The sequence below is a fragment of the Pseudomonas hygromyciniae genome (assembly GCF_016925675.1).
Classification (GTDB): Bacteria; Pseudomonadota; Gammaproteobacteria; order Pseudomonadales; family Pseudomonadaceae; genus Aquipseudomonas; species Aquipseudomonas hygromyciniae.
In genome coordinates, this window is sequence record NZ_CP070506.1 from 1,629,275 (window position 1) to 1,643,468 (window position 14,194).

General features: G+C 61.6%; 3 protein-coding genes. 1 reads left to right on the forward strand and 2 read right to left on the reverse strand.

Features of this window, described 5'->3' with window-relative positions:
• Both JTY93_RS07200 and JTY93_RS07205 read right to left on the reverse strand, forming a co-directional pair.
• A complete protein-coding gene (locus tag JTY93_RS07200; protein ID WP_205477336.1) occupies window positions 1-2,160 on the reverse strand; it encodes a type I secretion system permease/ATPase in 2,160 nt (719 codons plus the stop codon).
• Window positions 2,161-2,180: 20 nt separating this feature from the next.
• On the reverse strand, window positions 2,181-3,539 hold the full coding sequence (locus JTY93_RS07205; protein ID WP_205477337.1) for a TolC family outer membrane protein: 1,359 nt from the start codon (window positions 3,537-3,539) through the stop codon (window positions 2,181-2,183).
• A 465-nt stretch (window positions 3,540-4,004) separates the two neighbouring features.
• Between JTY93_RS07205 and JTY93_RS07210 the strand changes: the two genes are divergently transcribed.
• The gene (locus JTY93_RS07210) at window positions 4,005-14,096 is read left to right on the forward strand and encodes a retention module-containing protein (protein WP_205518985.1); all 10,092 of its coding nucleotides are present in this window, start codon (window positions 4,005-4,007) and stop codon (window positions 14,094-14,096) included.
• Window positions 14,097-14,194: the final 98 nt, after the last annotated feature.

The following is a 14,194-nucleotide window of genomic DNA, read 5'->3' on the forward strand; positions in this document are numbered from 1 at the left end:
CTAGACGGCGGCCGAGCCGACACGGCCCTTGCGCAATGCATCGATCACACTTTCTTTGGGGCCGTCGGCAACGATGCGACCGTTGTCCAGCACGATCAGGCGGTCGACCAGACTGAGCATCGAGGTGCGGTGCGTGACCAGAAGCAACGTCTTGCCCTTGACCCACAAATCCAGGCGCTGGCGCAGGGTTTCTTCGCTGCTGTTGTCCATGGCGCTAGTGGGTTCGTCCAGCAACAGGATTGGCGGGTCGAGCAGCAGCGCGCGGGCCAGCAACACCGCCTGGCGCTGGCCGCCGGACAGCAACTGCCCGCGCTCGCCCACCGGTCGGTCGAAGCCTTGTGGATGTTGCCGGGCCAGTTCGCTGACGCCTGTCAGCTCGGCCACTTCGAGCATCCGCGCATCGCTGATATAGCGCGCGCCCAAGGTCAGGTTATCGCGCAGGCTGCCAGCCAGCAGCGGCAGGTCATGGGCCACATAGCCCACTTGCTGGCGCAGGTCGGCCACGTCCAGTTGCCGCAGGTCGAGACCATCGAGCAGCAATTGGCCTTCTTCTGGGGTGTAAAACCCCATCACCAGCCGGCCCAGGGTGCTTTTGCCCGAGCCGCTGCGCCCGATAATCCCCACGCGCTCGCCGGCCTTGAGCTGGAAGCTGACCTGGTTCAGGGCCGGGGCGTTCTGCCCGGCATAGCGGAAGGTCACTTGGCTGACTTCCAGGGCGCCACTCAGTTGCGTGCGTTCCAGGGGACGCTGCTGTGGGTCGCGCTCCTGGGGCAGGGCCATCAGCGCGTCGGTGCTGCGCATGGTCAATTGCGCTTGCTGGTAGCGGGTGATCAACCCGGCAATCTGCCCCAGCGGTGCCAATACCCGGCTGCCAAGCATGTAGGTGGCCACCAGTGCGCCGACACTGAGGTTGCCGGCGATGATGCTGTAGACCCCGGCGACAATGGTTGCCATCCCGGAAAACTGTTGGATGAACAGCGTGCCATTGGTGGCCAGCGCCGAGAGGTTGCGCGCATGGCTATCGAGGCGGGTGAGGGCGCCATGGGTGCTTTCCCACTGGTGCTGGCGCTCGCTTTCGGCGCTGCAGGCCTTGAGGGTTTCCAGGCCACCGAGGGTTTCGATCAACAGCGCCTGGCGTTCGGCGCCCAGGCTCAGGCTTTTTTGCACGGTGTCGCGCAGGCGTGCCTGGATCAGCATCGCAAAGCCGATGGTCAGCGGGAACGCACACAAAGGGATGATCACCAGCCAGCCGCCGAGCAGGCCGATCACCACCAGCATCAGCACGGCGAAGGGCAGGTCGATCAGGCTGGTGAGGGTCACGGCGGTGAGAAACTCGCGCAGGCCCTGGAAGTCGTGGATGCTCTGGGCGAAACCACCGATGGTGGCCGGGCGTGCTTTCATCGACATGCCGGTGATGCGCTCGAACAGGGTCGCGGAAAGAATCACGTCGGTCTTTTTGCCAGCAGTGTCCAGCAGATGGGCGCGCACCACCCGCAGCACCAGCTCGAACCCCGTGCCGATCAGCAGGCCGATCACCAGCACCCACAAGGTCGAGGTGGCCTGGTTCGGCACCACGCGGTCGTAGGTCTGCATGACGAACAGCGGCACCATCAGGCCCAACAGGTTGATCAGCAAACTGGCGAGAATCGCATCGCTGTACAGCCAGCGCGACAGCTTCAGGGTGTCGCGAAACCACGCCTCGACCCGCGGCACCAGCGGTGCGCGCAGGTCTTCGATTTCGTGCCGTGGCCGGGCGAACAGGGCCTGGCCGCTGTAGGCTGACTCAAGCTCTTCGCGGCTGACCCACTGCTCGCCGCCTTCGGCTTCGCTGGGCAGGATCAGCGCCTGGCCATCCTCGCCCCAGCGTCGCAGCACCGCGCAGCGGCCTTCGTTGAGCAGCAGCAGCACCGGCAGGTTCAGCGCCGAGATTGCCTTTAAGTCCCGGCGCAACACCCGTGCCTGCAAGCTGGCCCGGGCCGCTGCCCGTGGCAGCAACTCCAGGCTCAGGCGTTGCTCTGCCAAGGGTAGGCCGGCGCTCAGGCTGGCGCGGCTGACGGTACAGCCATGCAGCTTGCACAGGATCAGCAGGCCGTCGAGCAACGGGTCATCAAAGCTCTGGCGCGGGTCGACACCCGGGTTCAGCGGTTCCATCTGGCTCACGGCGATCTGCTCCACGTTGGCTACTTCAGGTCAGGCAAGTGGGCTTCGCTTCTGACTTCCGACTGGGCAATGGCTTCGGCCGGCACCACCACGCGCTCCTTGTTCAGCAACTCGCCCATGTTGGCCAGCACGCGGTACATGGAGAACTCTTCGGTGTAGCGCACTTCGGTGTAGCGCCGGTTGGCGTTGTACAGCTCGTTTTCACTGTCCAGCAGGTCCAGCAGGGTGCGTTGGCCAAGGCCGAACTGATCCTGATACGCCGCGCGTACCCGTTGGGTGGTTTCGGCGTATTCGCGGGCGGTAGGGGTCTGGATGCGGGCGTTGTCCATGGCGTGCCAGGCCAGGTTGAGGTTCTCGTTGAGCATGCGCAGGGCGTTGTTGCGGATGTCCATGGCCTGATTGATCTTGTGCGAGTCCGACGCCAGGCGGGCCTTGTCGCTGCCGCCACGGAACAGGTTGTAGTTCATCACGACCCCCACTCGCCATTCGTTGTCGTGGCCCAGGTCGCCCTGCACATTGTTATTGGCACTCACCGCCGCCTCGGCATCGAAGCGTGGGTAGAACGGCGACTTCGCCACTTCGTACTGGCTCTCGGCGGCCATCACATCGGACTGGGCGGATTTCAGGTAAGGGTTGTTCTCCAGCATGCTGCGCCGGGCGCCGAGTTGGTCGGCGGGCAACTCGCCCTTGATCGAGGCCGGGCTTTCCAGTTCGTCCGGCATGCGTCCGACCACGCTGTAGAAGTTTGATTCAGCGTCCTGCAGATCGACCAGCGCGGTCTGGTAGTTGTTGTCCGCCAGGGCCCGACGGGCGGTGGACTGGTCGCGGTCGGCGGTGCTGCCGATACCGCGTTCGGTGCGCAGGCCGATCTGGTCGGTGACCCGCAGGTGCGCCTGCAGGTTGTTCTTGGCCAGTGTCAGCAGGTCGCGGCGCTTGAGCACTTCCAGGTACACCTCGACGGTGCGCAGGGCCAGGCTTTCGGCAGTGCCACGGGTGTAATAGGCGCGGGAGTTGACCACCGCCCCGGTGCGTTGCACTTCGTTGGAGGTGTTGAAACCGTCGAACAGCATCTGGCGCAGGCGCAGTTCCGACTGGGTGTAGTTGTCGGTCTCGGTGTGGTGGTTGCCGCCACGGGCGCGGGTGGTGCTGCTGTCGCTGTAGCCGCGGCCATAGGCGGCATTCAGGTCGAGGCTGGGATAGAAACCGCCCTTGGCGACTTTCACATCTTCATCGGCTGACAGCCGGCTGTTACGACTGGCATTGAGTTCCGGGTGAGTGTCCAGCGTGCTTTGGATCGCTTGGGTCAGCGACATCGCTTGGGTGTTGGCGCATGCCATGGCGATCAGAATGGCGCTGCAGAGGGGGGTAAAGACGCGCATGGGTACATCTCCTGTGTCTCAGTGCTGCTGGTCTGTCGCCATTTATTTGACGAATTTAGGGGGCAAACCGTCTCAGGCTTGTAACAACAGAGCTAAGAACATTTGTAGGAGGACCTAAGAAGAATTTTTCATAACGTTTATCTCCAAAAAAACTTATGCGTTCTGCGTGAAGCAAGACATTGTTCAAAGCACAAGCCTTGAGTTATGTGCGCTTCGGCGCATTTCCAGGCGCTTGGAAAGTTCAATCGCAAGTGCAAGCGGATGATGGGGTAGCGGAAAAAAGGGAATTTCTGGGTGACGGTTTTTTGTCACTTGTTCCCTTGGAAGGCTCTCTGCAGGCGGGTCGAAGCGCGGATTGGCGGCTGATTTGAATCAGTTTTGTGCCACCTCCGAGCCACCCGTTCCACCGCACTTGTGCACGTAACCGAGGTGCCGACTACTGGGGTCGGACAGGGAGATAAGCACATGGCCAAGTCAATCGGTGTTGTCAGCAAGGTGGTTGGGGAAGTCTTTGCCGTGGCGGGAGATGGTAGCCGCCGAAGCCTGGTCGAAGGCGACCGACTGTTTGCCGACGAGCGACTGCAAACCGGCGCGGCCGGTGCGGTGGCGGTGAAACTGACCAACGGCCATGAGCTGACCCTGGGCCGCGACAGCAGCCTGGACCTTTCCCCGCAATTGCTGGCCGGCCACGCGCCGCAGGTTCACGCCTCGCAAGACCTTGCACCAAGCCAGGCGCAATTGACCGATGTGCAGCAACTGCAAAAAGCCATTGCTGCCGGTGTCGACCCGACCCAGACCGCTGAGGCCACCGCCGCCGGCCAGACCGGCAGTACGGCGGCGGGTGAGTTGGGCGGTGGGCACTCCTTTGTGCTGCTGACCGAAGTCGCCGGGCGCGTGGAGCCGGTCATCGGCTTTCCGACGGCGGGCTTTGGCGGAATTCCCGAGTTTCCGTTGTTCCAGGTCGCCGGCCAGCCGGATACCGGCAACGGCCAGCCGGTGGTGGTGCCTCCCGACAACCCGGTGAGCCTGGGCGGGCTGGAGGTCGAGGGCGGTGAGTTGACGCTCAACGAGGCCAATCTTGCCCAAGGCTCGGCCAGCAATCCGGCGGCGTTGGTGCAAAGCGGCAGCTTCAACGTCTCGGCACCCGATGGCCTGCAAAGCCTGACCGTGGGCGGCATCAGCGTGGTCAGCGGCGGGGTGGCCAGCAGCTTCCCACAGACGATTACCACCGGGCTGGGCAACACCCTGAGCATCACCGGCTACAACGCGGCCACCGGGGTGATCAGCTACAGCTATACCTTGACCGGCAATGAGGCCCATCCGTCAGGTGGCGGCACCAACAGCCTGGGCGAGCAATTTGCGGTAGTCGCCACCGATAGCGATAACGACACCGCCACCGGCTCCTTGGATATCACCGTGATCGATGACGTGCCCAAGGCGCTGGATGACAGCCATGAGGGCAGCGCTTCGGAAAGCCTGTTGACCCTTAGTGGCAACGTATTGGACAACGACACCCAGGGGGCGGACCGTATCGCCACTGGCCCCATCGTCGGCGGTACCTTCAGCGGCCAATATGGCACCCTGGTCCTGGCTGCCGATGGCAGCTACACCTACACGCTTAACACCGCCGACCCCGACTTCGTCGCGCTGCAGGGCGGTGGCAATGGCACGGAAACCTTCACCTACACCCTGACCGACGCCGATGGCGACAGCAGCACCGCCAACCTGGTGCTGCAGGTCCATAACAACGACGATCCGGTGGTGATCGGTGGCATCAGCATCAACGGCGCCGACCTGACGCTCTATGAAAAAAACCTGGTGGACGGCAGCAGCCCCGACGCTAACGCGCTGACCCGCACTGGCAGCCTGACCGTGTCGGCAGCGGACGGCTTGCAGAACCTGTCCGTGGGCGGTATCAGCGTGGTGTCCGGTGGTGTTGCCGCCGGCTTCCCGCAATCGATCGCTACCGGCCTGGGCAATACCCTGACCATCACCGGTTTTGACCCGGCCACCGGAGTCATCAGCTACAGCTACACCTTGACCGGCACCGAGGCGCATCCAACGGCGGCGGGGGTCAATGAGCTGACCGAAAGCTTCAACGTGATCGCCAGTGATACCAACAACAGCACGGCCACCAGCACGCTGCATATCAGTGTGGTGGACGACGTACCGACCGCTGCCGATGACAGCAATGCGCAAGTGGCGTCTGAAAGCCTGCTGACCCTCAGCGGCACGGTGTTGACCAATGATGTGCAAGGCGCTGATCGAGTGGCGTCCGGGCCGGTTACGCCCGGGTCCTTCACTGGGCTCTACGGCACGCTGGAATTGGCGGCGAATGGCACTTATGTGTACACGCTGAACACCGCCGATAGCGACTTCCAGGCACTGCACGGTGGCGGGAGTGGGACTGAAACGTTTACCTACACCTTGACGGATGCCGACGGCGATACCAGCACCGCCAACCTTGTCTTGCAGGTGCATAACAACGACGATCCTGTGGTGTTGACGGGCCTTGAGGTGAACGGCGGGGAGGTGACGGTTTACGAGAAAAACCTGCCGCTGGGCAGCGCCAACGATGGGTCTGCATTGACCCAATCCGGCACGTTCACCGTGACCGCACTGGATGGCCTGAAGAACCTGACTGTGGGCGGTATCAGCGTCGTCACCAACGGCGTCGCCGCGACTTTCCCGCAATCGGAACCTACCGGTTTCGGCAACACCCTGACCATCACCGGCTACAACGCCAGCACTGGCGTGATCAGCTATAGCTACACCCTCAACGGCACTGATAGCCACCCAACTGGCGCAGGCACCAATAGCATCAGCGAGTCGTTCACGGTGACCGCCACCGACAGTAACAACAGCGGCGCTACGGGCACGTTGGACGTCAATGTGGTAGACGATGTGCCAAAGGCTTTCGACGACAACCCCGGCGGCGTGGCCTCTGAAAGCCAGCTCACCCTGACTGGCAGCGTGCTGGGCAACGATGTGCAAGGTGCTGATCGGGTCGCCACCGGCCCCGTCACGCCGAATACCATTGTCGGCACCTACGGGACGTTGCAATTGTTTGCCGATGGCAGCTATGTCTACACCCTGGACAAGACCGATCCGCAGTTCATGGCTCTGAATGGCGGTGGCAGCGGCACTGAAACCTTCACCTACCAACTGAACGACAGCGACGGCGATACCAGCACCGCCAACCTCGTCTTGCAGGTGCACAACAACGACGATCCAGTGGTACTGACGGGCCTTGAGGTGAACGGCGGCGAAGTCACCGTCTACGAGAAAAACCTGCCGTTGGGCAGCGCCAACGATGGGCCAGCCTTGACCCAATCCGGCACGTTCACCGTGACCGCACTGGATGGCCTGAAGAACCTGACTGTGGGCGGTATCAGCGTCGTCACCAATGGCGTCGCCGCGACTTTTCCGCAATCGGAACCTACTGGCTTCGGTAACACACTGACCATCACCGGCTACAACGCCAGCACTGGCGTGATCAGCTACAGCTACACCCTCAACGGCACTGATAGCCACCCAACCGGCGCAGGCACCAATAGCATCAGCGAGTCGTTTACGGTGACTGCCACCGACAGTAACAACAGCGGCGCTACGGGCACGTTGGACGTCAATGTGGTCGACGATGTGCCAAAGGCTTTCGACGACAACCCCGGCGGCGTGGCCTCTGAAAGCCAGCTCACCCTGACCGGCAGCGTGCTGGGCAACGATGTGCAAGGTGCTGATCGGGTCGCCACCGGGCCCGTCACGCCAAATACGATTGTCGGTACTTACGGCACCCTGCAATTGTTTGCTGATGGCAGCTATGTCTACACCCTGGACAAGACCGATCCGCAGTTCATGGCTCTGAATGGCGGTGGCAGCGGCACTGAAACCTTCACCTATCAACTGAACGACAGCGATGGCGATACCAGCACCGCCAACCTCGTCTTGCAGGTGCACAACAACGACGACCCTGTGGTCCTGACCGGACTGGAAGTAAACGGCGGCGAAGTCACCGTCTACGAGAAAAACCTGCCGTTGGGCAGCGCCAACGATGGGCCTGCGTTGACCCAGTCCGGCACCTTCACCGTGACCGCACTGGATGGCCTGAAGAACCTGACTGTGGGCGGTATCAGCGTCGTCACCAACGGCGTCGCCGCGACTTTCCCGCAATCGGAACCTACCGGTTTCGGCAACACCCTGACCATCACCGGCTACAACGCCAGCACTGGCGTGATCAGCTATAGCTACACGCTCAACGGCACTGATAGCCACCCAACTGGCGCAGGCACCAATAGCATCAGCGAGTCGTTCACGGTGACCGCCACCGACAGTAACAACAGCGGCGCTACGGGCACGTTGGACGTCAATGTGGTCGACGATGTGCCAAAGGCTTTCGACGACAACCCCGGCGGCGTGGCCTCTGAAAGCCAGCTCACCCTGACTGGCAGCGTGCTGGGCAACGATGTGCAAGGTGCTGATCGGGTCGCCACCGGCCCCGTCACGCCGAATACCATTGTCGGCACCTACGGGACGTTGCAATTGTTTGCCGATGGCAGCTATGTCTACACCCTGGACAAGACCGATCCGCAGTTCATGGCCTTGAGTGGTGGTGGCAGCGGCACTGAAACCTTCACCTATCAACTGAACGACAGCGACGGCGATACCAGCACCGCCAACCTCGTCTTGCAGGTGCACAACAACGACGACCCCGTGGTACTGACCGGCCTGGAAGTAAACGGCGGCGAAGTCACCGTCTACGAGAAAAACCTGCCGCTGGGCAGCGCCAACGATGGGCCTGCGTTGACCCAATCCGGCACGTTCACCGTGACCGCACTGGATGGCCTGAAGAACCTGACTGTGGGCGGTATCAGCGTCGTCACCAACGGCGTCGCCGCGACTTTCCCGCAATCGGAACCTACTGGCTTCGGCAACACCCTGACCATTACTGGCTACAACGCCAGCACCGGCGTGATCAGCTACAGCTACACCCTCAACGGCACCGACAGTCACCCAGCCGGCGCAGGCACCAATAGCATCAGCGAGTCGTTCACGGTGACTGCCACCGACAGCAACAACAGCGGCGCTACGGGCACGTTGGACGTCAATGTGGTCGATGATGTGCCAAAGGCTTTCGACGACAACCCCGGCGGCGTGGCCTCTGAAAGCCAGCTCACACTGACCGGCAGCGTGCTGGGCAACGATGTGCAAGGTGCTGATCGGGTCGCCACCGGGCCCGTCACGCCGAATACCATTGTCGGCACCTACGGGACGCTGCAATTGTTTGCCGATGGCAGCTATGTCTACACCCTGGACAAGACCGATCCGCAGTTTATGGCTCTGAATGGCGGTGGCAGCGGGACTGAGACTTTCACTTACCAACTGAACGACAGCGACGGCGATACCAGCACCGCCAACCTCGTTTTGCAGGTACATAACAACGACGACCCCGTGGTCCTGACCGGCCTGGAAGTAAACGGCGGCGAAGTCACCGTCTACGAGAAAAACCTGCCGCTGGGCAGCGCCAACGATGGGCCTGCGTTGACCCAATCCGGCACCTTCACCGTGACCGCACTGGATGGCCTGAAAAATCTGACTGTGGGCGGTATCAGCGTCGTCACCAACGGCGTCGCTGCCACGTTCCCGCAATCGGAACCCACCGGTTTCGGCAATACCCTGACCATTACTGGCTACAACGCCAGCACTGGCGTGATCAGCTATAGCTACACCCTCAACGGCACTGATAGCCACCCAACCGGCGCAGGTACCAATAGCATCAGCGAGTCGTTCACGGTGACTGCCACCGACAGCAACAACAGCGGCGCTACGGGCACGTTGGACGTCAATGTGGTCGACGATGTGCCAAAGGCTTTCGACGACAACCCTGGCGGCGTGGCCTCTGAAAGCCTGCTGACCCTGACCGGCAGCGTGCTGGGCAACGATGTGCAAGGTGCTGATCGGGTCGCCACCGGCCCCGTCACGCCGAATACCATTGTCGGCACCTACGGGACGTTGCAATTGTTTGCCGATGGCAGCTATGTCTACACCCTGGACAAGACCGATCCGCAGTTTATGGCTCTGAATGGCGGTGGCAGCGGGACTGAGACTTTCACTTACCAACTGAACGACAGCGACGGCGATACCAGCACCGCCAACCTCGTCTTGCAGGTACACAACAACGACGACCCAGTGGTTCTGACCGGCCTTGAGGTGAACGGCGGCGAAGTCACCGTCTACGAGAAAAACCTGCCGCTGGGCAGCGCCAACGATGGGCCTGCGTTGACCCAGTCCGGCACCTTCACCGTGACCGCACTGGATGGCCTGAAGAACCTGACTGTGGGCGGCATCAGCGTCGTCACCAACGGCGTCGCTGCCACGTTCCCGCAATCGGAACCTACTGGCTTCGGCAACACCCTGACCATTACTGGCTACAACGCCAGCACCGGCGTGATCAGCTACAGCTACACCCTCAACGGCACCGACAGTCACCCAACCGGCGCAGGCACCAATAGCATCAGCGAGTCGTTCACGGTGACTGCCACCGACAGCAACAACAGCGGCGCTACGGGCACGTTGGACGTCAATGTGGTCGACGATGTGCCAAAAGCCTTCGACGACAACCCCGGCGGCGTGGCCTCTGAAAGCCAGCTCACCCTGACCGGCAGCGTGCTGGGCAATGATGTACAAGGCGCGGATCGGATCGCCACCGGCCCCGTCACGCCAAATACGATTGTCGGTACTTACGGCACCCTGCAATTGTTTGCCGATGGCAGCTACACCTACACCCTCGACAAGACCGACCCACAATTTGTTGCCCTTCACGGCGGGGGGAATGGCACCGAGACGTTCACCTATCAGTTGAACGACAGCGACGGCGATACCAGTACCGCCAAGCTGGTGCTACAGGTGCATAACAACAACGACCCGGTAGTGCTGACCGGCCTGGATCTCACCGGCGGTGAGTTGACCGTCTTTGAAAAAAACCTGATCGATGGTTCCAACCCGAACATCCCCTCGCTGACCCAGACCGGTACCTTCACCGTGACGGCCCTGGATGGTTTGAAAACCCTGACTGTCGGCGGCCTGAACGTGGTGACCAATGGCGTGGTTGCTACCTTCCCGTTGTCGGAAGGCACTGCGCTGGGCAACAACTTTGTTGTGACTGGCTACGACCCCAACACCGGGGTGGTCAGCTATCGCTACACCTTGCTCGACAATGAAATGCACCCTGATGCCAACGGCAGTAACAGCCTGCCCGAACAGATCACGGTCACGGCCAGCGATTACGATACCAATACGGCGACGGGCACGATTGATATCAACATCATCGACGATCTGCCGACTGCCAACCCTGACGTGCGTACGGTGGTAGAAGGCGGTGTGGTCAGCGCCAATGTGTTGAGTAATGACGTAGGCGGCGCCGACAGCCCCTCGCTGGCTGGCGCGGTGGTCGGAGTGCGGGCGGGGAGCAACATCGGCACCCCGGCCAGTGGCGGCCTGGGCAGCAATATCAACGGTGCTTTTGGCTACCTGACCCTGGATGCGAACGGCAACGCCGTGTACCACAGCTATCCCAACTCGGTGACTCCACCGGGGGCCGTGGATACGTTCGTGTATACCGTGCGCGATGCCGACGGTGACGTCAGCACCACGACCCTGAGCATCACGGTCACCGACAGCGGCCTGAAAGCGCTGACTGATGGTGATGTCACGGTCTACGAAAAAGCCCTGGACCTGAACCTGGACGGCCAGGACCTGGCGCCAGGCACCGTGGTCGGCAGCGATCCTACGGCGACCACGGAAACCGCCAGCGGTAACCTCGCCGACTCGACATCCGGCGGCACTGGCCCGTTGAGTTTCAGCCTGGTCGGCAGTGCTACTGGCAGCTATGGGCAGATCCTGCTCAACGCCAATGGCACCTACACCTACACCCTGACGTCGGCGCCGAAAACCACGCCTAACGCCAATGACGGGCCGAATACCCTCACCGATACCTTTGTCTACAAGGTCACTGACCAACTGGGCAATACCACCACCAGCAACATCGTGGTGAGTATTGTCGACGACTTACCCATCGTGGTGTCCAGCACGCGTGAGGTCACGGCGACGGAGGTGGATTCCAACCTGCTGCTGATCATCGACATTTCCGGCAGCATGAATGACCCCTCAGGGGCCGGCGGTACGCGGCTCGACCTGGCCAAGGCGTCCATCACCCAGTTGCTTAACCGCTATGACGATATGGGCGACGTGAAGGTGCAGATCGTGACCTTCAACGACAGCTCGCAACAACTGAGCAGCCAATGGGTCAGCGTCGCCACGGCCAAGACCCTGGTCAACGGCCTCACCGCGTTCAATGGCACCAACTACGACTCGGCCCTGGGCACCGCGCAGACCGCCTATGGCACCGCCGGCAAGCTGGAAGGTGCGCAAAACGTGGCGTATTTCTTCTCGGACGGTAACCCCACCACGTCCAACACCAATAACCCGAACAACCCTGGCAACGTGGTCAACCCGGAGTACGGCGACGGTATCGATGCCACTGAAGAAGGCGTATGGCGGGCCTTCCTCGATGCCAATGGCATCAAGGCCTATGCCATTGGCCTGGGCGCGGGCGTCAACAGCATTTACCTGGACCCGGTGGCCTACGACGGCAGCACCCACACCAACACCAATGCGGTGGTGGTGGCCAACCTGGCGGGCCTGGATGCGGTGCTGGCCGGCACGGTGCAGGGCGCGCCAGTCACGGGGAGCCTTTTGACGGATGGCACATTCGGTGCCGATGGCGGCTTCGTCAAATCCCTCACGGTGGACGGCATCACCTACACCTACAACCCGGCGGCGGGGGGCTCGATGAGTGCCAACCTGCCAGGCGGGCACGGCACGTTCGACACCGTCAGCAACAGCGTCACCATCACCACCAACCAGGGCGGTACGCTGGTGGTGGACATGGACAACGGCGAATTCCGCTACACGCCGCCGAAGCTGACAGGCTCGTTGATTACCGAAACCTTCGGGGTGACCGTCAGCGACAACGACGGCGATCTCGCGACCTCCAGCCTGGTGGTCAAGGTCAATCCCAACGCGGCACCGGTGGCTGGTGATGATCATGTGATCACCAATATCCTGTCGGGCAACATTGTGGTACCTGCCGAGTTGCTGCTGGCTAATGACAGCGATGCCAACCATGACAACCTGACGCCCATTCCCACCAGCTTTGCCACCGGCTGGATGGTCAAGGGTGGCAGCTTTACGGGGAGCGGCAGTCGGACTTTCAATGGTATGGGTGACACCCCCGCCAACCAGAACCTGGCGGATGTGCGTAATGCCTTCGCGAACATCTCGAACACGACGGCTGTGCTGCTGGTCACCGGCTACCTGGGCACTGTCAGTGCCAGCAACAACAATGATGAAGACCGCATCAATGTCACCCTGCATCAGGGGGAAACCCTGAACCTGAACCATAACCTGTCGGACACACGCATGGTCATGGCGTATTCCTTCAATGGTGGCGCTGAGATCCCCATTCTTGATAACGGTACCTTCACTGCGGGCGCCACGGGCGAGTACCAGATCCATCTCACGAACGTCCCCAATCCCACAGGGAACGCCAGTATTTTCGAAAACTACCAGTTGACCATGACCGTCAACTACGCCGGCGCCCAGGATTTCACACCGCAGTACCACGGTAACTACTCGGTCAGCGATAACCACGGCGGCAGCGACAGCGCTGCCGTGGACATCACCTACCAGGCCGGCACCACCCTCAACGGGACCAGCGGCGATGACATCATCCTGGCCGGAGCGGGCAACAATATCCTCAATGGCGGCGATGGCAACGATGTATTGAGCGCTGGCAACGGCAACAACGAGATGCATGGCGGCAATGGCAATGACCTGTTGTTCAGCGGCATTGGCAATGACCTGCTCGATGGTGGCGCGGGCATCGATACAGTGAGCTACGCCCATGCCACGTCCGGCGTGACCGTCAACCTTGGCACGGTGGGAGGGCAAATCACGGGGGGCGCCGGGACCGATACATTGATGGCCCTGGAGAACCTGATCGGTTCCAACTTCAACGACTTCCTTACCGGCAACGGCAACAACAACCTTATTTCGGGCGGCCTGGGCAATGACACCCTCAAGGGCGAGGGCGGCGATGACATCTTGATCGGTGGTCCGGGCAACAACACCCTGACCGGCGGCGCGGGTGCCGATACCTTCCAATACCTGACCGGCGGCAGTGGGCACGATGTCATCACCGACTTTGCCGTGGGCACCGACAAGCTCGACCTGTCGCAATTGCTGCAAGGGGAGAATGCGACGACGGCGTCCCTGGATGACTACCTGCACTTCAAGGTGGTGGGCGGTACGACCACCATCGACATCAGCGCCGTTGCAGGTGCCACGCCGAACCAGACCATCGACCTGGCCGGCGTCAACCTGGCGACCCAATACGGTGTGACACCGGGGGCCGGTGGCTTGATTGCGGGTGGTGCGGATACGGCGACCATCATTAACGGGATGCTCAACGATCACTCATTGAAGGTGGATACCGTGTAACCCCTGCGACCAAGGAGCTGCTCAGGTAGAAGGGCTGTTGTGGCCAGAAGGGCTATTGTGGAAGAGGGGCTGTTGTGGCTGGAGGGCTGTTGTGGCGA

Bases quoted from the DNA above. Each gene is read 5' to 3' on its own strand.
- JTY93_RS07205 (WP_205477337.1), bottom strand. From the start codon at position 3,539: ATGCGCGTCTTTACCCCCCTCTGCAGCGCCATTCTGATCGCCATGGCA.
- JTY93_RS07210 (WP_205518985.1), top strand. From the start codon at position 4,005: ATGGCCAAGTCAATCGGTGTTGTCAGCAAGGTGGTTGGGGAAGTCTTT.